The 26090-nt window shown below is 44.2% G+C and carries 18 protein-coding genes; 1 reads left to right on the top strand and 17 read right to left on the bottom strand.

The features are described 5' to 3' along the window. Positions 1-6 precede the first annotated feature (6 nt). On the top strand, positions 7-1338 hold the full coding sequence (gene xylA, locus B9A91_RS00800; RefSeq protein WP_084236486.1) for a xylose isomerase: 1332 nt from the start codon (positions 7-9) through the stop codon (positions 1336-1338). A gap of 158 nt (positions 1339-1496) precedes the next feature. Here the strand turns inward: xylA and B9A91_RS00805 are convergent, their stop codons facing one another. From B9A91_RS00805 to B9A91_RS00880, 17 genes are all read right to left on the bottom strand, one after another. After that, on the bottom strand, positions 1497-2879 hold the full coding sequence (locus B9A91_RS00805; protein WP_084236488.1) for a thioredoxin family protein: 1383 nt from the start codon (positions 2877-2879) through the stop codon (positions 1497-1499). 12 nt (positions 2880-2891) lie between these two features. Beyond that, on the bottom strand, positions 2892-4052 hold the full coding sequence (locus B9A91_RS00810) for a TlpA disulfide reductase family protein (protein WP_084236489.1): 1161 nt from the start codon (positions 4050-4052) through the stop codon (positions 2892-2894). 11 nt (positions 4053-4063) lie between these two features. Beyond that, positions 4064-5191 carry a TlpA disulfide reductase family protein gene (locus B9A91_RS00815; protein WP_084236491.1) on the bottom strand — a complete coding sequence of 376 codons (1128 nt, stop codon included), beginning with the start codon at positions 5189-5191 and terminating at the stop codon, positions 4064-4066. A 29-nt stretch (positions 5192-5220) separates the two neighbouring features. Then, a complete protein-coding gene (locus tag B9A91_RS00820; RefSeq protein ID WP_084236493.1) occupies positions 5221-6672 on the bottom strand; it encodes a RagB/SusD family nutrient uptake outer membrane protein in 1452 nt (483 codons plus the stop codon). 17 nt (positions 6673-6689) lie between these two features. Next, entirely contained in the window at positions 6690-10352 is a 3663-nt protein-coding gene (locus B9A91_RS00825) for a SusC/RagA family TonB-linked outer membrane protein (protein ID WP_159451596.1), read from the bottom strand. Positions 10353-10605: 253 nt separating this feature from the next. Beyond that, positions 10606-11700 (bottom strand): FecR family protein, encoded by a 1095-nt coding sequence (locus B9A91_RS00830; protein WP_084236497.1) that lies wholly within the window; start codon positions 11698-11700, stop codon positions 10606-10608. Between the two features lie 88 nt (positions 11701-11788). Continuing rightward, complete coding sequence (locus B9A91_RS00835) at positions 11789-12367, bottom strand: RNA polymerase sigma factor (protein WP_084236499.1); 579 nt, start codon at positions 12365-12367, stop codon at positions 11789-11791. A gap of 166 nt (positions 12368-12533) precedes the next feature. Then, positions 12534-12698 (bottom strand): hypothetical protein, encoded by a 165-nt coding sequence (locus B9A91_RS24050; RefSeq protein ID WP_159451597.1) that lies wholly within the window; start codon positions 12696-12698, stop codon positions 12534-12536. 86 nt (positions 12699-12784) lie between these two features. After that, positions 12785-13714, bottom strand: coding sequence for an HTTM domain-containing protein (locus B9A91_RS00840; RefSeq protein WP_084236501.1), 930 nt, complete (start codon positions 13712-13714; stop codon positions 12785-12787). A 19-nt stretch (positions 13715-13733) separates the two neighbouring features. Next, entirely contained in the window at positions 13734-14204 is a 471-nt protein-coding gene (locus B9A91_RS00845; RefSeq protein WP_084236503.1) for a hypothetical protein, read from the bottom strand. Between the two features lie 72 nt (positions 14205-14276). Then, complete coding sequence (locus B9A91_RS00850) at positions 14277-14705, bottom strand: hypothetical protein (protein ID WP_144008816.1); 429 nt, start codon at positions 14703-14705, stop codon at positions 14277-14279. Between the two features lie 106 nt (positions 14706-14811). Beyond that, on the bottom strand, positions 14812-17529 hold the full coding sequence (locus tag B9A91_RS00855; RefSeq protein ID WP_159451598.1) for a CHAT domain-containing protein: 2718 nt from the start codon (positions 17527-17529) through the stop codon (positions 14812-14814). Between the two features lie 73 nt (positions 17530-17602). Then, complete coding sequence (locus B9A91_RS00860) at positions 17603-18988, bottom strand: S8 family serine peptidase (RefSeq protein WP_084236509.1); 1386 nt, start codon at positions 18986-18988, stop codon at positions 17603-17605. A gap of 27 nt (positions 18989-19015) precedes the next feature. Further along, positions 19016-19747 carry a tetratricopeptide repeat protein gene (locus B9A91_RS00865; protein ID WP_084236511.1) on the bottom strand — a complete coding sequence of 244 codons (732 nt, stop codon included), beginning with the start codon at positions 19745-19747 and terminating at the stop codon, positions 19016-19018. Between the two features lie 2 nt (positions 19748-19749). Next, positions 19750-20331, bottom strand: coding sequence for an RNA polymerase sigma factor (locus B9A91_RS00870; RefSeq protein WP_084236513.1), 582 nt, complete (start codon positions 20329-20331; stop codon positions 19750-19752). Positions 20332-20453: 122 nt separating this feature from the next. Beyond that, on the bottom strand, positions 20454-22508 hold the full coding sequence (locus B9A91_RS00875; protein WP_084236515.1) for a RagB/SusD family nutrient uptake outer membrane protein: 2055 nt from the start codon (positions 22506-22508) through the stop codon (positions 20454-20456). A 14-nt stretch (positions 22509-22522) separates the two neighbouring features. Next, a complete protein-coding gene (locus B9A91_RS00880) occupies positions 22523-25843 on the bottom strand; it encodes a SusC/RagA family TonB-linked outer membrane protein (protein WP_084236517.1) in 3321 nt (1106 codons plus the stop codon). Positions 25844-26090 lie beyond the last annotated feature (247 nt).

The raw sequence follows: 26090 nt of genomic DNA on the forward strand, positions 1-26090 counted from the left end.
TTTGAAATGACTAAAATAATAACAGGAGAAAAAGAATTTTTTAAAGGAATCGGACAAGTTCAGTTCGAAGGGACTGAATCTGACAATCCGCTGGCTTTCCGTTGGTATGACGAAAATAAGGTCATTGCAGGAAAAACCATGAAAGAACACCTGCGCTTTGCCTGTGCCTATTGGCATTCCTTTGTGGCAACCGGCGGAGACCCTTTTGGCGAAGGCACCATTATCCGTCCCTGGAACGAAAAAGCAGATCCCATAGAACGTGCAAAAGATAAAATGGATGCTGCATTTGAATTCATGACCAAGATGAACCTACCCTATTATTGTTTTCACGATGTAGACCTGGTAGATTATACAAATAACGTCGAGGAAAACGAAAGACGTTTACAAAGCATTACGACATATGCCAGCGAAAAGCAGGCTGAAAGCGGTGTAAAACTACTTTGGGGAACGGCTAACTTATTTTCCAACCGTAGATATATGAACGGGGCTGCCACCAATCCAAATTTCCATGTACTGGCCCACGCCGCCGCCCAGGTAAAATCTGCATTGGATGCTACCATTGCGCTAAACGGTGAAAATTACGTGTTTTGGGGTGGCCGGGAAGGTTATATGAGTTTGCTGAATACGCAAATGAAACGTGAGCAGGAACATCTGGCCGGATTTCTTCATGCTGCTAAAGATTACGCAAGAGCACAGGGTTTCAAAGGTACCTTCTTTATAGAGCCAAAACCATGTGAGCCCAGCAAACATCAATATGATTATGATGCCGCTACCGTAATTGGCTTCTTACGTGAATATGGTTTACTGGAAGATTTTAAACTGAACCTGGAAGTAAACCACGCCACACTAGCGGGACATACTTTCCAGCACGAGCTACAGGTGGCTGCAGATGCAGGTTTACTGGGTTCTATAGATGCCAACCGGGGCGATTATCAAAATGGCTGGGATACCGATCAGTTTCCAAACAACATCAATGAAGTTACGGAGGCGATGCTGATCATTCTGGAGGCAAATGGCTTGCAGGGCGGTGGAGTGAATTTCGATGCCAAGATCAGGCGGAACTCAACAGATCCCGCCGATCTTTTCTATGCGCACATTGGGGGGATGGATACTTTTGCCCGCGCCCTGGTTACGGCTGACCAGATCCTTCAGCATTCGGACTACAGGAAAATCAGAACAGAAAGATATGCTTCATTTGATAGTGGAAAAGGAAGGGATTTCGAGCAGGGTAAATTAAGACTGGAAGACCTGCGTGCGTACGCTATTGAAAAAGGTGAGCCTGCAACAATCAGCGGACAGCAGGAGTTGCTGGAAAACATCATCAACAGGTTTATCTGAATTTAAGTTCATAATCTCCTCAACCTTTCCTCTCGATTTTCAGTTAACAGCTCCGAAATCGGCACCGTTGCTATGACCGACTTCCTGGATGAAGCATCTTGATTATTGCAGACAAAAAAACCCGCTTCTTGTGGAAGCGGGGTTTTTCGTTTAGAATTTTACCAAAGCTCTTCCGGGGCCTCACCCTTCTTCAGTTTTTCTACGTTGGCGAGCAACAGCTTTTGTTTGTCGTTGCCTTGTATAAAACCATCTTTACTGGCTTTCAGCATCATTTCAGCAGCTTCCGTTTTTTTGCCGATTTTCATCAACAAACCTGCATAGACCGCTTCTGTAGAGAAATGCGGAAAATAGCTTTCTGCCATTTTTGCCCATTCTATTGCCTGAGTCAGGATTTTAGGGTCGTCTACCAGTGCATAAACAGCCTGGGCAGCCGAACGAAGTTTATAAGAGAAATCAACCATTTTCTGATTGGCAGATATCCTTTGCATGGATGCCCAGTTCTCTACTTTCGTTGAATCCTGTTTGCCGCTTAAATAAGGCTCCCGCATTTTCTGGTAAGCAGCTTTATCAGCAGCTATTCTTGCCTGGATGTCCAGGTTCAACAAGCTATTGTTTACGTAGTCGTGGGCCGCTGGCACCAACTTTTTAGCATTCTTGGTACCTTTATAGTAGTTCATCACCAACCCCTTCAGTTCTACATCAATTTCGTCCCTCTTCATCAATTCCATCAACTTACGTTTTGTAGCCAACATTACCGGCAGCAGCTGCTCCCTGTTATTTTTGATGATATCTGTATTGAAATACTGCTGTGTACCTACGTCCATCAGGCTCAGCACATAACCTTCTCTTTTCCCGAGCAATTGATCAAGTGCAGCATGGTTTGCCACCACATGACCATAAAATTTTCCACCCGGTACAAAAGTCATGTTCGGATCAAAGGCAAATACGCTTCCCATAAAATCTTTGTCAGACAGGTCATTTGCTGTCAGCAACGGAAAAACTTCTTCCAGCAAGGGCCCGTTAGGTACTTTCACCACTGCACGTTTCCTGATGTAGCCTTTCAGAAAATCCTTATCTCTTTTTCCGGCTGTATACTCATCTTCCCATTTGGCCAAAGGTTTCGGGTCATGCTTTTCCTTAATGGCAATAGCAGCCTCATTCAGAAATATTTTCGGCAGGTTATACCCCCCCGAACGGTAAACCAGCTCCCCGTCACCATTTACAAACAGATATGTTGGATAAGATTTCACGCCGAACTTTTTGGCAATTTCTATACCCTCGCCCTTTTCTGCATCAATTTTATAATTTACGAAGTTGGGATTAAACACCTCACCCACTTCTTTTAATGGAAAAACCTCGGCCACCATTTTTTTACAAGGCCCGCACCAGCTGGTATATACGTCTACAAATACCAACTTATCTTCCTGTTTGGCTTTAGCCAGTACTTCCTTCCAGGTACCATGGCTAAATTCAATTCCCTGGGCAAAAAGCTTACCTGTAAACATCATCAGACAAGCCACTAAAACATATCTCTTCATCATTATAAGATTAAATTATTTACCAAAAACCTGTTTTAGTTTTGCATCAATTTCGCTTCCGTCCCCTACGTACCGGGCAATGATCTTTCCCTCTTTATCCAATAGTATCTTGGTTGGAAAAGCCGTAACCCCATAAGATTTAACCGCGTCAAATTGCGCTACATCTTCATTGTTCAGTACCTGTATCCAATCTATCCCATCTTCCTGTATGGCTTTGATCCATGCCTTCCGACTAGATTCCAGCGTTTGCCCCTGTTCCTGCGCAATGCCTACAATCTCAAAGCCATCAGCTTTGTATTTGGCATATAATGATTTCAGGTGTGGATGTGAGGAACGGCAGGGCCCGCACCAGCTGCCCCAGAAATCGATCAGCACATATTTTCCTTTCAGGGTTGCGAGGTTTACAGGATTGCCATTGATGTCTTTTTTTTGAATAGCTATGGCCTGTTTGCCGATAGCTGTAGCTTCCATATTGGCTATTTTACCGGCAATAGTTTTGGCAAAACTGCTGTTTTTATGGGTATTGCCCAGTTTTCCATAAGCAGCTTTCAGTTCATCAAAAGTAAGTGAATTCTGCATACCTGATAAAAAATACATACTGACCAGTGAACCTGGGTTCTTTTTCATAAAATCAAGCTTCAGTTGCTCTTCTTTAGCAGAGTTGCCGGAACGTAATTTGTGTGCATTGATAAAAACGACAGAATCATCACCAGGTTTAAAACTAGCATAGGCACTTTTCATTGCCATCCAGCTTTGATCAGTCAGTTCATTTAACCTGGGTTTAATGGCTGCCCATTCTGCATTGGCCTTTCCGCCCGTTACTTTGGCCACGTAGATCTTATCGGCATCCCCTTCTACCTTTATTTCTTCATTGGTCAGGAAAAACTGAAGTGCAGGCCCCGGAATAAGGCCCTTTCCTGCTGCAATGAAAGATGCAGGGTTACGCCTCAGGCCAAAACTGACCAGCACTGGTTCCTTTACTGTCCCCTTAAAAACCATCCAGTCGTTTTCCCTTGTATAACTGGTGTCGATCACATATTTACCATTTTCTGAATAGGCGATATAGGGCGTATAATTTTTAAAATTGCTCACTTTCACTTTAAGGGTATAACCCTCCTGTGCAATGCAGCTCAACATACTGAGGATGCAGCATAGTGTTAAGACATACTTTTTCATATTAGATTTAATTATTTTTTTATCAATTCAGTTAGTTTCTTTTCCAGTTCTTCGCCACGCAGGTTTTTTGCCAGGATAATGCCGTCCGGACCAATAAGAAAGTTTTGAGGAACGGCCTTTACATCGTACATACCAGCCACCGCATTTTTCCAGCCCTGCAGATCGCTGACATGGATCCATGGCAGTCCATCAGTTTCAATGGCCTTTAACCAGGGTTCTTTTTTATCATCGAGCGATACGGCAATGATCTCGAAATTGCGGTCCTTAAATTTTTGATAAGCTTTTACCACGTTAGGGTTTTCAGCTCTGCAAGGCCCACACCAGCTTGCCCAGAAATCAATCAGTACATATTTACCTTTGAATGATGCCAGGGAAACCGGTTTGCCTTCCGTATTGTTCTGAACAAAATTGAGCGCGGGTTTACCGATGTCTGTTTTCATGGCCACCTTTAAGCGCTCGCCCAGCTTTTTGCCCTGAACCGAGGTCTTCATCCGCTGGCTCATTGCATTGAACACCGGACTGGTCTTTTCTACATCTATTACCACGCTCCTGCCTTCCAGCAGGTCGAGCGTAACGTAAGAATCCAGGTGCCGGCTCATAAAAGCATCTTCAACACCAGTCATCTCTTTACGGATGGCCTTTAACTGCGGGAACAGTTCCTCCCTGGCTTTATCGTTTTTTTCCTTGAAATATTGCTGCATTTTTTCACTCAGCGGCTTCATCTTGTCCTGCAAAGGCTTTAACTGCGATTGCAACAGCAGGTAATCTGCCTGTGCAGCTCCGCCTTTAATGAGCGCGTTCTTTAAGGTGGCACCTGCCACGCTGAAATTTTTGTTTTCCAGAAAGAACTCCTGCTCGTCCTGAGCAAGCCTCTTTTCCATGGTCATCGGGCCTTTGTCGGCAGGGTCTTTCAGACTAAGCTTTGCCTTTACAGCATCTGCCACCTTGCCTTTCAATGAAAAGCTGCCATTTTTTACCAGGGCCGAGTCTTTCAATCTTTGACCACCGGCATTATAGGTTAGCATCACCTGCTTTCCCTCCTGGTTTCCGGAGAGCTTTCCATTGATCAGGAAAGCATTTTGTGCATGTGCAGCCAGACCTGTAAGGCCTAGCGCTGCAATAATTAATGTTTTTAGCATGTTATTTATGAATTAAATTGGGATCTCGTTTAAGGGTTGTTCACTATTCCGGGATTCATATCCATGATTTTTCCAGGGATCCGGAAAGTAAACCGTTCCGGTTTCAAAGGAAAGCTGGCAATGACATCTCCGGTTTTTGACAGGACCTGGTGTGTATAGGTCTTATTGTTAAAAAGCGGATCGGTTGACAAACGCCTCATGTCAAACCAACGATGGCCCTGTAAAGCGAATTCACGGATACGCTCGTCCAGAACAAACTTTAACATATCCATGGGATCTGTCAGGTTAACGGTAGCGTCGGTGGCAGACATCCTGCTTTTTCGTAGCGTTTCCAGGTCCGACTTCGCACCAGCAACATCATTTGCCCTGGCCCTGCATTCTGCACGCATCAGGTAAAGATCTGGCAAGGTAATGCCAATCTGGATATAAGGGAACCCTGCTTTTCTTCTAACTTTTGGTGTAGCAATCAAACCACCGCCGTTTTGCCTATCGCTATAAAGCTTCAGCCTTTCATCCGAATTACCAGCTGTTTTAAACAAATCCATTGTTGCCGGAGATAACATAAAGTCATTCTGAAAGTAGGCATAGCCGCTCAGCATCGATTTATAGAAAAGGACTTCCTGGTTTTGCGGTTCATTGGCCGGACCAGTAACGTATCCATCCGGACTGCTCACCGGATTATATCCCCATGCGCCTCCCGGGGCAAGGTTTACCTTATAGTCGAACAAAGCCATGGAAAAATTGGTAGGCATATGTGTGAACGCATTGTTAAACTGTGCAAGGGCTTCAGCATATTTTCCCATAAACCAATAGGTCTTCCCGAGCAAAGCCTCGGCAGCCGATTTTGACACCCGCATTCTACTACCTAATGAAAGTGAAAGTTCTGGAATGGCAGTTTTTAAATCGTTAAGGATAAAATCATAAACCGCCTGTACGGAAGCACGTTCAAATTTATTGACGTTTACATCAGAAGTAGTAATGATGAAAAAGCCTGGGTCATTTGCAGCTGTGGCCGCAGCATAGGGCTTACCATAGTAATTGATCAGCCAGAGATAAATCCATGCCCTGTTGGTTAAAGCTTCTGCTTTAATGGCCAGCTTTTGTTGTTCCGTACCACCTTCAGATTCCATTACCTCATTGATAACCTTATTGTAGGTATACAATAATTTCAGTAAGGCAGCAGCCTCTACAGGGGTTTCAGTAGGCAGGTAAATGTCGTCTGCATACTGAAATGAAAGTTTGGCTGGAATAGAAACTATAGAGGTATAGTATGGTTCTACTGAAACGATTTCATCTCCCATCACCACATGGTTAAATTGTCCATTGGTGTAATAGGAAGAATTGTTTAAAAGGAGGTTGTAGTCATTTGTAACTTTTGCAATTACCTTTCCTTTCGGGTCTACTTCCAGGAAGCTCTTTTTACAGGAGCTAAGGCCTGTAACCAGGAGTATAACGAGGTATATTTTAATGTGAATATTCATCTTGATCAAAATTTAGATTAAAAGGTAACATGGGCTCCAAACGTTATGGTATGCTGGTTAACCGGCACCTTCCGGTAACCACCATTGTAAATGCCAATGATATTTGCAGAACCATCCCATCCGCCATAAGCATCCATAAATTCAGGATCAATGCCATGTGAATTTGCTTTCCACAACATCACATTGGAAAGCTGTACCCTAAATGTTACAGCATCGGCGCGCAGCTTTACCAGCATACTTTTTGGCAAACTATAAGCAAGCGTAATGTCCCTCAATTTAACATAGGAAGCATCAAGCACGTTCCGGTCGGCATTGGTATAATACGTCATGCTACCACGGGCAGCGGTAACCGGGGCAGTTGTGTATGCCGGAATATCGGTAAAGGCCTCATCTCCGGGCTTTTGCCATCTGTCCGAAAATTCTGCATTGATGTTACCAGTATACATCGCGTTAAAACCACTGTTCGCAATTAAGCCACGTCCACCAAAAAAGGAATTTACATCCCTTCTCATCACATATCCAAGGTTATATACTGCATTCAGGCTTAAAACAAAATCCTTGTAGCCAAAACTGTTGCTGAGCCCTCCGCTCAGTTTAGGTTGAAATGTTCCCATGTATTTCATATCGTCTATGCCTGCAATCGATCTGGCCTTGGTAACTGTACCGTCCTTAAGCCTGATCTGAGGGTCTCCCTTACTGTCCAGACCGGCATAATTGTAGGCAAAAACGGCGAAAGCCGGATAGCCCTGCACATAAGGGTTCGAGATCAGCTGATCGCCACGGATGATAGGTGTAGCACGGTTAACATAGGTGATTTCATTTTTATTGTAGCCCAGATTAAGTAAGGTGGTCCACCTGAAATCAGGAGTACTGATGTTTACGGAGTTCAGGTTCAGGTCTATCCCCTTATTGGTCATGTTGCCGGCGTTACCAGTAATGGTGGCATAACCTGTAAGTATGTTAACCGGCATTTCACCGATCAGGTTTTCGGTTTTTTTGTTATAGAGATCGATAGAGCCGCTCAGCCTACTTTTTAAAATTGCGAAATCTATGCCGACATTTAAATTGCGGGTGGTTTCCCAGGTTAGCTTCTTATTGGCCGGGGTAGACATTTCCAGTCCGGTGCCCTCGGGATACAGAATCCCATATCCGGTAAACAGTTTGGCCAGAATATCTTTAGACGCTGCGCTTCCTGGATTTGGGGAATTACCTGTAAGCCCGTAGCTGCCCCGCAGGGCCAGTTTACTTACCCAGGGCATTTTTTGCATGAATTCTTCTCTGCCTATTTGCCACGCCAGGCCAAAGCTCCACAATGGTTTGTTCTGGGCCGATTTATCTTTGCCAAATAAATTGGATTGATCTATACGTGTTGCCGCATTTAAAGTATACTTATTGTTATAAGTATACGCACCATTGGCATAGTAGGAAGAAATCCTGACCATTGATTCTGTTTCGCTGTAAAAATCAGGGCTTAGCGAGCTCGTACCGCTTGAACTGGTCGGCATTACCACATTTCCGACGCCGACTGAGAGTAAGTTATAGTCGATAATTGCGTTACTCAACAGCTGGCTGTTGTATCCTCTTACAACAGAACTGCTTAAATTGTAAAATTGCTCCTGTGCCTCCTGTCCGGCCAATAAGATCAATTGATGTTGGCCATTTTTCCAGGCCTGATCAAAGATTAGCTGGTTTCTCACGGTCCAGTTCCTTTGAAGTGCATTTGATGTGCTATGCCGACCTCCAGTTTCGGGAAGATAAGGTTTTGATCCATCCAGTGGGGTAAAGGATGCCAGTTCTGCCCGCACATCATAATTGTTCTGATCGAGATCATTTACCGTTTTGGTTTGGGCCTTACTGATACTGAATACTCCTTCATACCTCAGCCCCTTTAGCAGGTTTACGACAGTACCTGCATTGGCTCTTCCTGTAAATATGTTGCTCTTGGTTCGTCCCCTGCCCATTTCGTCAAGCGGGCTGTAGGCCAGGCTTACACGACTTTTATTTTCATAGCCTGTTCTGTTGGCGTTGTCACGATAAACCCACGATAAATCGGCATTACTGCCATCAGGGTTCTTAAACAATACATAAGGCAGGAATGCAGACGTAGGCTGGCTAAAATTAAGAGAGCCAAGGTCATTATTGATCAGATCGGCAACTAGGTAAAATTTAATGTGCTTGTTCAGTTGAAAATCCTGGCGAAGGTTTACGCCATAATTCCTGTTTTTATCACCTGGCCTGCTGTTTTGGGTATTGGTATAAGAACCCGAACCATAAAAACTGTATTTATTGTTCCCACCGCTTAAAGAAATGGAATGGTTCATCAAAACTGCATTGCGGTAGAACAATTCCTTCATTTGTGCTACACCATCCTGTGACGCCAGCTGCGCAAGTTTGGCGTTAACCTGATCCTGGGTCAGGTTATCCAGGTTATACAAAATGGTTTCATGTGGCATTACCGGGGCTTTACCAGCACCCTGGGGCTTAGAAATTGTCGCATAGCTGTTTAATGCCGGATTAAAAACCGCTTTTGCAGCCTCAATAAACTGACTGCTGTTCAACATGTTCAGGTTTCCGATATCTGGCTTGCCCTGCAGGTTTACAAAGCCATCGTAGTTGATGCTCAGGGCCTCCCTGGCCCTGCCCTTCTTTGTAGTAATCACAATAACGCCATTAGCTGCTTTGGAACCCCATATTGATGCAGATGTTGCATCTTTAAGGATCGTCACATCTTCAACGTCGTTGGGATTGATCTTTGCAACGTCATCAACAGGAACACCATTTAAAACAATCAGCGGGTCGCGGTTGGCATTCAGCGTGTTCAGTCCCCTGATCATTACAGAATTACCACTGGAACTTTTTCCAACACCACCGTTTCCGGTTGGGCTGGAAGAATTGTTGATCACCAGCCCTGGGATCAGCCCGTCCAGGCGTTGGAGCACATTTGTTGTTCCGGAGCGCGCTTCCAGAATTTTCATATCCGGCTTGGCATAAGCACCGGCGCTTCTTTCTTTAGATAAGGTCTGATAACCGGTATTTACCATGATGTTAACTTCTACAAGTTTTCCGGCATCGAGCTCCATAGTGATGTTGCCCAGATCTTTTGCAGCCCTTAACTGCTGTGGTTTGTAACCAAGAAAAGAGACAATAATAAAAGCCCGTTCATCTACATTTTTCAATGTAAATTCTCCGTTGATATTGGTTATGGCCACTGCATTCTTCAACTTAACTGCAATGCCATTGCTTCCGGTCCTGACAATTTCAATCGCATCGCGCTCCATGCTCACAATAATTGTTGCCCCCGCCAATGGCTTTCCTTCTTCATCTACAACCCGGCCTGTAACATCAATGGTTTTAAATACATTGATGATCCTATCCAGTATCGTAGGTACTTTGGCCTTGATGATGATGTTCCTGGAATCGATCACATACTCCAGGTCTTGTTCATTCATTACATAGGTTAAAGCTGTTTTAAGATCAGTATTCCTGAAACTCACATCTACCCTGCGGTTTACATCAATGCCCTGATCGGCATAAAACACATGGTATCCAGTTTGTTTCTTTACTTCAGCAAAAATCTCTTTTAAACTTGCATTCTTTTTCACGTAGTTCAGCCGCTGGGCAAAGCTTGCAGCGCTGACCTGGGTTAGCGACAGTATTAATATGAAAGTGGTCAGCCTCATGATTAACAATAATTTTACAGGCAGCTTCAGATGAAGCAAACCTGAATAAAAAGCATTTTTATTCATACTTTTGTAATGGTTTGAGTTGATTAGGAATAGTCGTTCTATTTATTTATCCCATTGCGGTTCCGCCCGCGGGGAAAGGTTGGCTCAAACTTCCGCCGGATTGTGTTCCACCACTTTCCGGCTTCTTTTTTGCCTACCCGAAGGGTTTTTAGGGTAAAGTTCTGCTCATGATTTAGGTTTTATGATTTTATAAGATTTGAATTCTTCTGTTCTCCAGTTTAAATTTTATTGTACCTGCAAATTCCAGCGCCTTCAACACACCAATTACATGGTCATAGCGCGATAAGGAACCACTGTAAGTACGTTCCTTAAGCTCAGGATTACTGTACACCACTTCCACATCATACCAACGGGAGATCTTTCTCATCAGGCTTTCCAGCGGTTCATTGTCGCATATAAATTCACCATTTTTCCAGTCTACCGCATCTGTTGCGTTCACTTCCCGGATACTGATGTTTCCAGCTGCCTGTACAGCCTGTTGGTCAGGTTTAAGTATTTTATGGTTAATCTGGATAGAACCCTCCAATAAGGTAGTTTTTGTAGCCGCTTCGTCGTCATAGGCATTTACATTAAAATGCGTGCCCAGCACCCGCACCTCCTGGTTTCTGGATTTTACAATAAAAGGCTGCTTTTTATTTTTGGCTACTTCAAAATAAGCCTCACCATTTAACTCAACCCTACGTTCGGCCAACGATTTAAAGCTGGAAGGGAACTTTATAGAAGAAGATGCATTAAGCTGTACTTTAGTGCCATCGGGTAACACCACTTCATAGGTACCACCTCTCGGGGTTACCACACTTGCCATTGCCGTCCGACTTGCCCTTGACGCAGTTGCTACCGGACTACCATCATTATAGCTCAATTTTCCATCGCCCATAACCACTCCTGATTTACCGTCGCTAAGGTCTATCATTTTACCATCATCAAGCGTGATGGTTGCCCTGTTCCTGCCCGGCGCAACATCATGAGCATATTGTGCAGTCCTGTCCTGAAAACCCGGGATATAGGAACTGCCAAGCCACAGTCCGACACCTGCCAGCAATATGATTGAAGCCGCAGCTGCAATACGTGGCCATAATTTGTGCGTTTTTGAGGGAAGTGCTTCTGTAGGTACAGCAGCCCACATTTCTTTTCTCAGGACCTCAAAATCTGTTTCCGACAATCCTGTGTGCTCATCAACAGCAAACTGCTGGTACCATTGGTCCACCAGCTGCTGCTCTTCAGGTGTGCACTGTCCGGTATTGTATTTTAAGATCAGTTCCTTTGCTTCTTCATTGGTCATAGTCTGACAGCTTTTTTATCTTCAATTACTACCATAAAGAATAAGTAAGGCAGAGGGGTGACAAGAAATGAAAAAAAATTAGCTGTGCTTACAGCTTAAAGAACATGGCCAGGTAAAGGACTAGTCCGAGCCTGACCCTAAGTACTTTTAAAGCCCTTTTTATCTGGGTACTTACCGTTTCTTCCGAAACCTTGAGCTCTTGTGCGATCTCCTTATGACTAAGCTGATCTACCCTGCTCATCAGAAAGATCGCCTGCATTTTTGGTGGCAGCGCAGCAATCTCACGACTAATGATATCCTGCAGCTGTTTTTCACGCACACGGTGGTCTGTAGCCCCCTCAGTATGGCTGGCGAAGCCTGCCAGTGAATCAAAATACCTTGATTCAATACTTTTATGACCAATAAGATCGAGTGTTTTATGTTTTACGGCCAGCATGAGGTATCCACCCAAACTGCTCTGGGGGTTCAACTGATCACGTTTTAACCATAAAGCTGCAAAAACTTCCTGCACAATATCCTTTGCTTCTTCCCTGTCGCGTAATTTTTTATAGACATGGGCAAAAAGCAGGCTATTATATTTATCAAAAATAGCCGCAAAAGCCTGCTTATTGCCTTCTTTTAATAAAGCAATCAGTTCAGTATCGTTAAGTTTACTGTAAGCAGACATCGTATCAACTCCCGGTATAAATTTATCTAAAAACTTTACAAGTCTAAGCTTTTAAAAGAAATAAACCATACAGAGAAAATTATATTGTACTATTGCTGCCTCTTGGCTGTACATTATCTTTATAATGTAAACCAATTCCAGTATCGGACATTATCGTTATACCAATTTACAAAACGATAAACAGTTCTGGTAAGCCGTATTTTTTTTCAACTTGACTCTGGCTGTACTCGCCATCTAAATACTCTAAAGCTACCTGGATCCTGAAACTATCAGAATGGATAGATTCTTTTCCTAATTTTCCCTTACGGGGTAATTCATTTGTAATACTCATTTTCTTAAGTTTTGAAAACTTTCTTATGTAAACTTTTTTTAGGAATGGACACAACCAGGCTAGTCTGTTAGCGCTGTACCATCAGGCTATCGCTTTCCTGTCAGGTACATATAGTTACTAATCTTATCGCTCTGCAAACCAACAGCTTCTGCCGTCCTCTTTTGCAGAAATACACCGGCAAAAGCACTCAGATCAAATACGATCATGATCCAGGCGAATAACTGCAGCCCCATTACTGCGCCGATAAACAGGTGCATCATTACAGCAGCAATAAGCGTTAACTGGTTGATACGCATAAACCGTATAAATATCAGTACCGGAAAAAATGCTTCTATAAAAAGCGTAGCCCAGCTTAAAAGCGCCGACATGCCCGGAAAACTCAACAGATTACGGAAGAGTGGAGTAAAATCCGTATAAAACTGTGGCTGATTGATGGCCTTCCAGATCGCAGTCCCTCCCATCCAGTCCTGACCACTTTTAGAAACCCCTGCTGTAAGGTATACCATGCAAAGGTGCAATTGTAACACCAGCAGGTAAAGTTTAAGGTTTTCGGCATTTATCGGACCGGCCTGCCCCCTCACCTCATCAATTGCATAGACCTTGCCTACCGGAAAAACAAAGGTGTAGAACAACAGCGAGAACAGAAAACCATCGAAGCCAAAGGCCAGCAGGTTATAGCCGTTAAAAATCATCATATGAATAACCAGACAGATAAAAGCACTGATCCGGGATTGATAGCCCAGCAACAATGTGCAAGCAGCAATACCAAAAACAATATAAGTGATGCTGAGAAAAAGATGCTCATTATGAATATGAAAAAAATCGGTCAGCAGAGGAAGTGCCAATGCATATTTTACGGCCATTGGCTTGGAAAGCACCCCCTGAATAATACCTTGCTGGCTGAAAAGCATGTCCAGATCATTAAATTCGGCAAAGATCTTAAAAAGCACTGCAATAGCAACCCCGATGCGTAATATGGCCAGCTGGAAGCCTGGTTTAAGCTGAAGAGATTTCATGATGGTAAAGTTTAAGGGTTTATTGGGTATAGGTACCGGTGTAAACCTCCCTGTAGGTGGCGGACGATTGGTTTAAGCGGTAGGCTGTAACCGTAGGCACCTGGTATTCACCCACCGAGATATGGGCTATAGCAGAGCCCGGGTATTTGGCAAAAACATAGCTGGCCACAATACGCGACATCAGTTCGTAGGCCTTTCTGTTCCGGAAAGTGTGGATGGCAGCTCCGAACCTGCTGTCGAACATGCTGGTCCCGGTGCCAAAGGCATCCTGCCGCAGGGTTTTATCAGACCTTAAGGTATAAACTTTAACAACAGTCTGGTTGCCTACGTTAGGCGAAAAGAAACTGTAACCAAAGCCACCGCCGGTATAGGATGCATATGGCAGTACAATACTGTCTATAAATTTACTTTTGTAATCAAACAGGTTTGAACCAACAAAAACAAACAGCAAGTGTATACCGAAAAACAATTTTAGGTGTAGATTTTTCATGATTTTTGGTTTTGGGATTAAAAAGGGGCGGGCCGTATCGCCCGCCCCACAATAGGTGATGTAAGGGTCGTTTTATCTCATTACTTTCATCGTCCTGTTGATCTGTACGGTTTTAATCGCTTGCTTCGACAGATTGGTATTCAGTTTAGAAATTACAGCATCCTGTATTTCCTTGCCCGAGAATACGTTTTTAACCAGGATCACAATGTCATTAGCTGCCACGCCACCGCCAACCGGCCTTGAAGTACCACCGATTTTACCGATACTGCCGAGCGCTGCTGTACCATAAGTTTTGGAGCTTAAACGGCCGCCTTTTGAATTGGTAACCGTAAAACGATAGGTAGAGGGATCCTGACCTTTTAAGCTTTCCAGGATTTTGTCAACTTCGGCCTGTGAAGAAGTATTAACGATCAGACCTTTTGCAGTTTCCTGCTGAGCTTTAACCGTAGTTCCAAACATAACAATTAAAGCTGCACACAATGGGATGAATAGATTTTTCATTTTTTCTGTTTTTTAAGGTTTAAATAATTCAATTTTCTATGTTGTCTAGACACACTACATTAGTCGTGGTCTTTACCAGAAGGGAAACAACATTTTAAACTTTTTTTTATTTTTTTCTTTTAAGCCAGAAAAACAGCATTGAAACAGCAATCAGCAGGGATCCCGCGATCCAGGAATATAGATTTTTATGATCTGCAGGAGGCAATGGGGCAGCATCTCCCACCAAAATTGCAGCTGCCCAGTAGTAAGGGAGGGTGTGCATCCTACCCTCGTCCCCAATCAGGTCAAGTTTTGCGGTATTCAGGGCCACGTCTTTGGGCAGCCCTTCGCGCAGGTGCGCATAAAAAGATTCTGTAAGTTTATAGGTGACCTGATCGTCTACCTGCCACAAGCTGGCAATGCTTGCAGGAACACCCGCAGCCATAAAGCCCCTGGCCATACTGAACACCCCTTCGCCGCTTGCCTGCCTTCCAATACCCGTATTACAGGCAGAAAGCAGTACCAGCTGGGTGTGCTTAAACTGAAGTTTTTGTATTTCCGAAAGGCGGACCGGGGCATCGGCCAAATACAAAACCGGTTCCCGTAGCTGTTGTATGTTCACATCCGGCGTATCGTAGCTGCTGGCATCTGCATGTGCATAAAGCTGAACCAAGGCATGCTTATCTGCATTTTTCAAAAAAGCAGCTTTAGTGGCCTGCGCACCTGTTAGCAACAGTGGTCCCTTAAACAGCGCGGCAATTTTGCGCAATGAAAGATCAGATCCCCGCAAATCGGAAAGACCGGATCCCGAAGCATAATTTAAAGGCGCAATTCCAAGAAAATCTCCTGAAGCCACAAATTCCTGCTGCTTTTTCATTAATACCCTGAAAGCAGGTACATAACTAAAAGCATGCTTTCTGGCCAGGTAGGCTACTGCTGCTGCACCGGTATCAGAAACAAGGACCTCAAAGGGTATAAAATGTCCGTCCTGCGAAACAACAACACGGGCGGTTGGCACTGCCAGCGATTTAAACAAATTGGTATACAACCTGAAAGCCAGCTTACGGTATGCAGTAAAGTTCTGGTTCAGCAATGCGGGCGAAGCGCATAAGGCCATCAACGACCTGCTTTGCTGTTCATAATCAGGATAATTAATTTTCAGGAGCCTTTGCTTTTGCCCGGAGACCATTAAAGCGTAAATGATCTTTTGACCCCGGAAATAGGAAACGAAAGTACTTTTATCCTTGCCCATTTTACTGCTTACACCTGCATAGGGATAGACCGAGCGGTCATATTTATAGCGATAATAGGCCGTATATTTTCGTTCCAGGGCAGCAATGTAATTTTCCCATTGCTGCTGGGCATTAAGCCATTTTTCTTTTGCCCGGGCATAATCTGCTCCTTTTGACGAATTGACCAGTAACTGCCCGCTCAGTATACCTGCCTTTATGCGCAACTGCTTTTCTTTGCTCCGCTCCTTTTCCGGTAACAGGCTTTCGGCTACCGTCTGGTTTAGCTGATCGTTTAACAGTACTGCCCGGCTTTTTTCAAGAAAGTAATAGGCCTTATCAACCGCTTTCAGCTGATAGCATACCTCCAGGCAATGCGCATACATTTCCCTGGTGTTTTGTCGCCATACCAATTTACTTTCGCTGGCGCTCTGTTTCCAGCGCATGAAATCGAGCGACTGGTCTGCCAGCTCAAAGGTGGCCAGCGACAGCAGGAGGTCTTCCCTTTTCTGCAATTGCTTATATCTTTGGAGCAGCGCAGCGCCTTTGTTGGACAGGATGGTCACCATAAAATAATCGTTGGCCACCAGTTTCAACTGCTGAACATCGGGATTGACGCTCAGGCTTGTATTGTTAAAGTTTATGGGCAGGGTATTCAGCGCTTTCTGGTAATATTTTAAAGCCTGGGTATAGTCTTTTGCATATCCATGTACTACCCCTATATTGGCATACAAAGCAGACAGCTGGTATACGTCGCCAACTGCTGTAGCCAGTTCAATTCCCTGGGCGTAACAGGCCAGTGCCTGTTTGCCCTGCCTCAGTACATCGGCATATACACAACCCATATCCTGCAGGTCCCTTGCACTTTGCTCCAGATTGCCATTGGCCTTGTTCAATGCGAAAGCCTTTTGGTAATACCGTATCGCCAGATCAGGTTTATGGCTTTTGCTTAGGATGGCTGCATATACCGAGTAGCAAGTGGCCAGATGTACGGGATCGTTTCCTGATTTTTCCAGCAGCGCAATGGCCATATTCACATCTGCCTCTGCCGTTTCAAAGTGCGAAAGTTCTCCTGCTGCCTGGGCGCGCTGGGCCAATAACGCGGCCCGCGCATTCTGGTCGCCCGTTATTGCAGCAAACCTGAGGCCTTCATCTGCAGCTTGCACCGCTTCCTGGTAATCTCCTGTTTGGTACCAGGCATAGGCCTGTTGCTCAAAAGCCATGAAAACGATAAAGTATTTATCAGGAAACCTGCTGCCTGTGGCAATACAGCGCGTAAAATAATGATGGGCCTCTTTAAGTAAATGTAAACGCTTGTAGAAGACCCCAAGGTTAAAATAACTGTTGACCAGGAACGAAGGATCAGTATCCGGCGCTCCCGAGGAGTTGACCATTACTGCTTCCCTGGTGTAAAACACAGCCTTTTCAGGATCACCAGCCTTATCGAAAGCATCGCCCAGACGGTGTACGAGCAATGCATACGCCGCATTTTTAGGGTAATGGGACCGGAACAGCCGTTCCTGCAATTGTTTGAACAGGCTTATCTTTTTCGCCGGACTATAACTCAGGTCTCCATGGATTGCATTGACCTTTTTAACCACTAGACTATCGGGCACAGGCGCTGCATTTATCCTGGGGGCCAGCAAGATCAACAACAATATACAAATCCGGTGAAAAGGCCGCATACGCTTACTTCAGACAGGATCCGTTTTTCACATACTTTTTGCTAAGCGGGGGCAGGTCTGTCAGGATATTTCCGCTGCCATCAGCAAGCCCAATTGTTTTCAGCGATTGTAAAAAGGCTTGTTTCTGAATACCAGGCACATAAAGTGCGGGATCACAATTGGCACCTATAGTACCACTGGCAATTGCCGTAGCAAAAGATGAACCACTGATAAAAGCACCCACCACACCTTCAAAGGGCACTTCAAAATCCATTCCCAGCCTTGTAAACTGATCGGCCATTACGCCCAGTTCCACAAACTTGTTTGAATAGTTTTGCGTAGCGCTCACGGTGCGTCCATCGGTAGTTGTAGCCACAATTACACTATTGGTTGCCGTACTGAGCTGGGCGGGATAAAAGTTATGAATGGCCAGGTTACGCAGCTGATCGTCTGTTAAGGTGACCCCGTATTCTGCCTGATAGATCTGCCGGGCAATTAAATCGTCGGCCGCGATCTGGTTGCCCGCAGCAGTGACAAACAGAATGCCCTTTTTCCTGAGTACACCTGTAATCAGCGTTTTCAGGTAAGGCATCGGCGTATCAAAATAGTAATAAAAGCCCCAGCTGGCATTGATGATCTTTGCCCCCTTGGCTATGGCGAAATTGATACCGCAGATGATGCTGAACAGGTCGCCCACACCATTCCGGTCATGGGTTTTCAAGGCCATGATTTTTACCCCATTGGTTTTGGAATGTTTGAACTGGTTGATGATATACTGACTTACTATTGTACCATGCCGGGCAGGGTTATCGTCTTCAAAATTGCCATTGTCCTGCACAAAATTCCAGCCGGCATGTACATCCTGATAACATTTTTCTCCTTTCGTTCCAGCTGCTTCCCCCCAAAGATATTGCGGGTCTGCCAGTTTAGGATCGAAGCCGGTATCCAGTACCGCAATCACAATTTCATGCTTCTTGTGCTGTGGGTTATGTTTTCTTCCTGCTTCAATTCTACGCTTCAGGCCTTCGTCAAGTTCGTTTACTGAGGGGGCCGGCACCTGGTTTAAAAAGTTCAGGGAATAGGATTCCCCTACGGTGGTAGCTGCAGGCCCCGATCCGGCCCTGATGGAATTGCCGCTGAGCAGGGTATGGATCCCTTTGGCCCTCCAGCGCTGTACCGGGATATCGCAATTGCCACAACTGCCGATTTGAATGTTATCAGCCTTAAAACCAGCTTTCCGGAAAGACTCACGGATGGTATTTACATCTTTTTCTGTCGGTTTTCTTTTGTAAAAGACCAGTAACTCATCCTTGCGGTACGACTGGCTAAGCAATCTTTCCAGTTTCAGGTTCTTCCGGCTGATCCAGGCTGGTCCTGCGGGGCGTTTCGGGTTTTCATTTTGGTGGTTCATTTGGATTAGGGATATAGGGTTCAACCATTATAGTTTTTTCAACCAGACCTCAGCCTCACTTTTTCCGGGCAGGTCCTGCTCAACAACCTCCTTCAGGCATTTGCGGGCAGCTTCTATGTCTGCAGGTCCCGAACGCTGCATCAGTGCTATCGCCTTGTAGAACAGTCCCGGATTGGTAAACAGGTCCATCCTGGCGAGTGCATCAAAACTATCAACCGCTCCTGTATAGTCGCCTGCCATCAATTGGGTAATACCCAGATTTTTAACCGCTTCCGCCTTCAGGGAACTGTCCTTACTTAAGGTTTTAAAAATATTGGATGCTTCGGTAAAATGCCTGTTGTTAAAGGCGGCAATTCCCTGCTGCATCCTTTCCTGTTCCCCGGCGCCCATGGTTACCCCCAATTGTTTAAAGTGAGTGGCTGCGTAAGCATTGGCCAGATCCTTCGGTGGCGTGTTGGTAAAGAAAATAAGCCAGGTCGCAATTAAAGCAATACAGGCAGCAGCATACCAGACCAGGTTTTTAATCCCAAAATACGGATGTCTTGTTGCTGTTTCAGCCGCCACCTCCTGATATAGTTCAGCGAAACGCTGGTGTTTTTGCTGATGCAGTTCCTCACGCAAGGCATCGCGCATCATCACATAGTCTGCCACTTCACGCGCAAATAAGGGATCGTTCAGGCAACGCTCTTCAAACGCTGTCTTTTCTTCCTCTGGCAATGTACCTTCAAAATAAGCTGCTATGTATGCCTGTTCCTCCATTTTTATATTGAGCTACCTGTCATTAGTTTTTTTAATTTATCCAGACAGCGCAACCTGCTGGTTTTTACCACCTCTGCCGAATTGTACTCCATTATGCCTGCAATTTCCTTGTCGCTGTAACCATCTTCAAAAAATAGCAGTACCTGCTTACATTTTTCACCTATTTCCTGAAGCCTTAGCATCAGACTTGTCCTTTGTTCTTTCGCAATCAGTTGCTGCACCACATTCCTGGCGCCGTCTGGCAGCTCCATTACCAGGCTGTCTATAGACATTCCATGATCGGCCTTTCGTTTATTAGTCGTTTCTTTTCGCAAAAGGTCAACACATTTGTTGGAAAATATTTGATAGGCGTATGATTTCAGGGTAGATCTGCCTTCGAACCTGGCTGATAGCACCTGCTGAATGATGCTGATAATGGCATCTGAATAGGCACTGGCAGCATCTTCGGCAGTGATGCCGTACTTCTTTGTGCCATGCTGGATGAGGTAAAAATAAGCCTTATACAAATCTCTTTCGAAAATTTGACGTTGTGATCCTCCCGCCTTCAGTCCTTCAATCAAAGCAGCATCTGAAACTAAACTCATTTTTATAAGTTATTGCATCACTAATGTTACAATGATAACGATTAATCTGCGTATTGTGGTAATAAAATAAAAAAGCCGATACCTTTCGATATCAGCTTTTTATACTTAAGGTCTACTGTCTGCTAGTAACCATTGTTGCCAAATTCGTTTCCATTATTGATGGTATTCAGGAAAGAAAAAGGAATAGGCCTGTTGTAGTGTTTCGCAGAGATAAAGCTGGCGGCAGCCCTGCCGTTATATTGCGCCAGGCGTGTTTCGAATGCTTTATGACGTTTTAAAAGTGCCCAACGGGTAAATTCACCGCACAATTCACGTGCGTACTCATCAAAAACATCGTTCATTGTTGCATTGGTTAGCTGCATGCCGGTGGCTACGTTAAAATCTGCAGGATTACGGCATGCGCGTTTGCGGAGTTCATTTAAATATCCTGCAGCTATAGCGCCACTTCCACCAGATTTAATGGTAGCTTCTGCTGCAAGCAAATAAACTTCTGCCATACGCATCACCATAATATTACCCAGTTTTTGCTGGAAATTACCACCCAGCCAGCCACCATCAAAATTGTGGTTAAACTTACTTAAAGCCGGGAAAAGGTTGGCCATACTTATAGGAGTTAATCCATTACCTGTAGGGTCTTTGTATTTAGACCCGGTCGCATCGGAAGGATCAAAAAGGTCGTTGATATTGACTACTGCATATTTGCGGAGTGCCTTTTCTGCAGGACTTAGCGGATCTTTACTTAAAAAAACGAAAAACCTGTCTTCGTCAACATCCAGTGGATATGGGTGGACATTCGCATTTGCAACGGTCTGTAAAGCAGCAATGGCGCCGGTAGTCACTCCCTTTGGCCATACTTTTGGCGGATACTGCCAGGTTGCATTCGCGGAAGCATTCTTAGCGTCTACATCCACGTAAGGATAGATCTTCTGGCCGATAAATGCGCTATTGATACCATATTTGGTACACATTGCAGCGGTTAGCGTAACTGTAGCATCGGTATAGCTTACATTTGCAGGACCGGGCGGGCTTGGATTGGTAGTTTTTGCCTGCACGCCCGAATAGTTTGTAAATGCTGTCTGAAAGGAATTCTCCCATCGCTTGTCATATGTCGCATTAAAACAATTGATCAGGTATTTTGTAGGCGCAATAAATGATTGGTTCAGGCGTCCGTAATAGGCATTTGAAGTATTGGAGCCAGCACCCCTTTTTAAAAGGTCTGTGCCTGCGCCAAATGCGTTATCAAGTGAGGGATAAAAATGCAGGTACCAATTGGGTTTTGAATTGCCTGTAAAAGCATCGTACGACGGACTATAGGGATTCAGGCCATAAGCGGTAAACAAGGCTTCCGCATTATTTCTATTGTTGGCATAAGCAAATACCTGGGCAAAATCAGTATATAACGTGGCACCATATCCTCCTTTATTTGTAATCAGATCTTCAGCCACTTCTTTTGCCCTCAGCCAGTAACTTTTTGTTCCCTCCATCAATCCTTCGCCCCCACCTTGTGCGTATACCCGGGCCAGCAGACCAAGCGCTCCTTTTTTGGTCACACGCTGAAGATTGTTCTGATAAGGTACTACAGGAAGATCTTGTGCTGCTGCAGTCAGATCTGCAACGATCTGGGTGTAAATTTCGGCAACGGTACTTCTGGTAGGATTTAAATTTTTCACCGGGTCATCAGTTGTGATCAGCGGGATATTGCCAAACTGTACCACAAGTACAGAATAGTAGTAAGCCCGCATTGCCTTTGCTTCTGCAACCAAGGTTTTAATATCAGCCGCATTGCCATCTTTAATCAGGGGAGCAATTTGAATGGTCTTATTGCAGTCTTTGATGGAACCCCAGGCAAAATCCCAGGTATTGGTAACCAGGTTAAAATTATTGGTAAACTCCTCATACCGCATCACCTGTCTGTTACTCACACTATTGGTTGGTGATGTCCATAAATCCGTTCCTGTTTCAGCTAAGAATCCGTATGGCATGCCGATTAATGAGCCCCAGAGCCCGGTGTAAATGTTAGATTGAAATGACCGGAAACCGTTAAAATCTCTAATTACTTCCTCTTCAGACAACGCATTAGGATTATATTCGTCTACCTTGCAGGATGATATGCTCAATATCATCAGTATGCCTAATCCGCATGTACAAAATACGCTCTTTATAAATTGATTTTTCATGACTAATTTTTTATTTAAAATGACACATTTAAACCGAACACAAACTGTTTGGTTAACGGATAATCCATCTCGCCATTCATTTCCGGATCGTAGTCTTTTAGCAAGTGGCTTTTTGTAATCACCAATGGATTGGTCAGGGTACTATAAAAACGCACTTTACGCATGGCAATCTTTTTTGCAATGTTTTCTGGCAAGGTATAACCCAGGGTGATGTTTTTGATTTTAAAGAAGGACCCGTCTACATAATTCAGTCCGGAAAATCCGGTCATACTTGAAGGGGACGCAAGAACATTCATTACAGGAAAATCATTGGATGGATTTTCTGGTGTCCAATAGTTAAAACTGGAAAGGAAGGTTCTTGGCGGACTGGCAACTGTTGCCAATGCACTTGGGTTATACCACCCCATCATCACGTAGTTGATGGTTTGCCCCCAACGCAAATAAGAATAGATCCCTAAATCAAAATTCTTGTATTTAAAATTATTCTGGAAGCCCAGTGAAAAATCAGGGGTATTGTGTCCTATAGTTTGAAAATCATTTGTATTGTTATAGGTGTAAAGGGAAGATGCAGCTGTTAATGCAGGGTTAAACCGCTGCGCATCAGCAAGGTTGGTATAATAGTAAAGGTCTGTACCCTCTCTTCTAAATACGCCGTCGGCCAGTTTAACAAGACCAGGTGTATTTACCTTTAAGTCTCCCGGACGTCTTCCAAATGCCCCGGCATCAGCTTCCTCGCCAATTTGCCAGATCCCATCAATTTTGTAGTTTCTAAATGTAGCAATGGGTTCGCCAATCGTTAACGCGTAATTTCCCCCTGCACGGTTGTCTCCTGCCGCCACATTATTGGTAATATTGTTGGCAGTACCATCTGACAGTTTTAAAATTTTCTCCTTATTGCGCGTGAAAGCAATTGAAGAGCTCCATTCAAAATTCTTACCCACAATATTACGTGTATTCATGGTGAGTTCGAAACCTTTGTTATTGGTCTTTGCAATGTTGAGATAAGTTTGATAAGGCGTACTGCCGGATCTGTATGCCCCGTAGATTATAGGTGAATTGAAGTTATAGATAACTCCGTCAGTATTGGTATTGTAATAATCCAGCGCCATATCAATGCGGTTGTTAAATAATCCCAGATCCATACCAAGGTTCAATGTTTTAGACTTCTCCCACACCAGGTTTGGATTGGTAATAAACTGCGAACTCCTGTAAATGGGTACAAGCTCACCACCTAAAGACATATTGGACTGCTCTACAAAACTGGAAGAAGAATTAGCAGGGATATAAGCGGTTCCGGCAATACCCCAGGTGGCTCGAACTTTCAGGTTATTGATGTATTTTTTTGTACCCTCCATAAACTTCTCATCAGAAACCCTCCAGCCAGCAGACAGTGCCGGGAAATTATCCCACTTATTGGTTTCGTATAATACCGAAGATCCGTCCCTGCGTATTGAAGCCGAAAAAAGATACTTCCCTTTATAGGCATAATTGACACGTCCCATTAAACCGAAGGTCTTAGACATTGTATAAGAAGATGTGGTGGTACTGTTCACATCGGGGGTAAATCTGTACCATTTAAATTTATTGTTGGCCACGGCCTGGCCCATCTCAGTTCTTGTGTCCTGAGTGTGAAAATAAGAGGTAACACCGGTAAAGGTAAAGTCATGGTCTGTTCCAAGCAGGTAATTATAGGTCAGCACGTTTTCCCACTGATATTGCTGGTAACGGTTCTGGTTGATCCTGGCTCTGGCAATGTTCGCATTTACATAAGTATAATTCACAGAACCCACCCCATCAAAACGATAAGTATTTAAGTAATCCATACGCACGCCCCCGCGACTTAAAATGGTGAGTCCTTTTACAGGTCTGATTTCTACATATGGATTAAAAAAGACTTTTGTGTTGTTGTCTACATTTCCATAAACGCCAGGCTGATAATCGAGTAAAAGATTGTATACGTTGCTACCCAAATCAGGGTTTATAGATCCGTCGGCTTTATAAGGCTGTACCAGAGGATCAGTAACAATGGCATTTTCCAGTTTGTCCTGCGCTTTATTCCTGTCTACATAAGAAGCCTGAAGGTTAGCCCCAATAGAAAGCCACTTTCTGATCTTGTGATCCAGACGCATGCTTGTGGAATAGAGTTTATAATCATCTCCGATATATTGGCCTTTTTCATCGTTTAAATTAAATGAAACGTATGCTTTTGTAGCATCAGTACCGCCGGAAGCAGCTAAGCTGTAATTTTGCAAAGCCGCGTTGTCTCTCATGAAAACATCTGCCCAATTCACAAAATTGCCTTCATTGAACAGTTTATATCTTTCCGGCCCGAAAATGGCTTCATCGTTTGCCGGGGATTGCCATTGAGGCGGACCAGCTTGAGGAAATCCATTTGCTGCAGTAACTGCAGTGGTTACCCATTTTCTGGTTGCACCATCAAAGTTATATTTATAGGCCTCTCTTTTGGCCTCCAGGTACTGTTCTTTGCTAAGTGCCTCCGGAACAACCGACCAGCCATTATTACCATAATAAGAGTTGAAATCGATGTTTAATTTTCCTGCTTTTCCACTTTTTGTAGTAATGATGATCACACCATTTGCTCCTGCGGCCCCATACACAGCGGTTGAAGCAGCATCTTTTAAAACATCAATGGTTTCAATATCGTAGGGGTTTAAAGTAGCATAGTCACCCGGCAAGCCATTGATGATAAATAAAGGCAAGCCACTGGCGGCAATTGACCTGGTTCCGCGTAACTGCAGGTTAACGCCCTCTCCGGCTTGTCCGGATGAACGCGTAATGTCAAGCCCGGCTACCCTACCCTGTAAAGATTCCATAGGGTTCGGACCTGGCCTGGCCGTGATTTCCTCTGATTTTACCGATACAACAGATCCGGTAAGGTCGCGTTTTTTGGTAGTACCATAACCGATCACCACAACTTCGTCCAGTCCGGCTGTACCTTCTTCCAGGGTAACATTTAAGGTTGTTCGGCCAGATACAGCCACCTCTTTTGTACCAAAGCCTATTGAACTAAAAATCAGGGTTTCAGTACCCAATGGCAGGTTTAAGCGGTAATTGCCGTTAACATCGGTACTGGTACCAGCATTACTTCCTTTAACTTTTACGCTTACACCAGGAATGGCTTGCTGTTTTCCGTCTTTGACAGTACCGGTAACCACGATCTGCATAAATTGCTTTCGGGCAGGACTGGCGTCTCTGGCAGGGGAACTCATTGGGCTGCTGTAAGCCGCCGATGACAACAACATAGAGGCCAGAAAAGGCTTCCACACCTTGTTCAATCTAAATGAGTAACGGTGGGTTTGTAAAATTTGCTTCATTTATATGAGGTTTTTGGTTAGTATTTTTAAAATTAAAACCAACAAAAAACATGAATAAAACTATGGAATCACACAAAACAGACGAAAAACATCGGGAATAACAGTCATTTACACGTTTAATATTTGGCTTATTCAAAGCTAGTTGCTATTTCTACTTTTTAATGTAGGATATTAGCTAAAACATATATCATCTTAACATTACAAGAATACGGGGCCAAACCTGTTTGTCTGTCCCCGTATAAATTCA

The organism is Pedobacter africanus, assembly GCF_900176535.1.
GTDB classification, from domain to species: domain Bacteria; phylum Bacteroidota; class Bacteroidia; order Sphingobacteriales; family Sphingobacteriaceae; genus Pedobacter; species Pedobacter africanus.

Excerpts from the sequence above, each read along its gene's own strand:
- xylA (WP_084236486.1), top strand. The coding sequence starts at position 7 with ATGACTAAAATAATAACAGGAGAAAAAGAATTTTTTAAAGGAATCGGA.
- B9A91_RS00865 (WP_084236511.1), bottom strand. The coding sequence starts at position 19,747 with ATGGAGGAACAGGCATACATAGCAGCTTATTTTGAAGGTACATTGCCA.
- B9A91_RS00870 (WP_084236513.1), bottom strand. The coding sequence starts at position 20,331 with ATGAGTTTAGTTTCAGATGCTGCTTTGATTGAAGGACTGAAGGCGGGA.
- B9A91_RS00840 (WP_084236501.1), bottom strand. The coding sequence starts at position 13,714 with ATGAAATCTCTTCAGCTTAAACCAGGCTTCCAGCTGGCCATATTACGC.
- B9A91_RS00875 (WP_084236515.1), bottom strand. The coding sequence starts at position 22,508 with ATGAAAAATCAATTTATAAAGAGCGTATTTTGTACATGCGGATTAGGC.
- B9A91_RS00880 (WP_084236517.1), bottom strand. The coding sequence starts at position 25,843 with ATGAAGCAAATTTTACAAACCCACCGTTACTCATTTAGATTGAACAAG.
- B9A91_RS00830 (WP_084236497.1), bottom strand. The coding sequence starts at position 11,700 with ATGACCAATGAAGAAGCAAAGGAACTGATCTTAAAATACAATACCGGA.
- B9A91_RS00805 (WP_084236488.1), bottom strand. The coding sequence starts at position 2,879 with ATGATGAAGAGATATGTTTTAGTGGCTTGTCTGATGATGTTTACAGGT.
- B9A91_RS00835 (WP_084236499.1), bottom strand. The coding sequence starts at position 12,367 with ATGTCTGCTTACAGTAAACTTAACGATACTGAACTGATTGCTTTATTA.
- B9A91_RS00845 (WP_084236503.1), bottom strand. The coding sequence starts at position 14,204 with ATGAAAAATCTACACCTAAAATTGTTTTTCGGTATACACTTGCTGTTT.
- B9A91_RS00815 (WP_084236491.1), bottom strand. The coding sequence starts at position 5,191 with ATGCTAAAAACATTAATTATTGCAGCGCTAGGCCTTACAGGTCTGGCT.
- B9A91_RS24050 (WP_159451597.1), bottom strand. The coding sequence starts at position 12,698 with ATGAGTATTACAAATGAATTACCCCGTAAGGGAAAATTAGGAAAAGAA.
- B9A91_RS00850 (WP_144008816.1), bottom strand. The coding sequence starts at position 14,705 with ATGAAAAATCTATTCATCCCATTGTGTGCAGCTTTAATTGTTATGTTT.
- B9A91_RS00860 (WP_084236509.1), bottom strand. The coding sequence starts at position 18,988 with ATGAACCACCAAAATGAAAACCCGAAACGCCCCGCAGGACCAGCCTGG.
- B9A91_RS00825 (WP_159451596.1), bottom strand. The coding sequence starts at position 10,352 with ATGAGGCTGACCACTTTCATATTAATACTGTCGCTAACCCAGGTCAGC.
- B9A91_RS00810 (WP_084236489.1), bottom strand. The coding sequence starts at position 4,052 with ATGAAAAAGTATGTCTTAACACTATGCTGCATCCTCAGTATGTTGAGC.
- B9A91_RS00820 (WP_084236493.1), bottom strand. The coding sequence starts at position 6,672 with ATGAATATTCACATTAAAATATACCTCGTTATACTCCTGGTTACAGGC.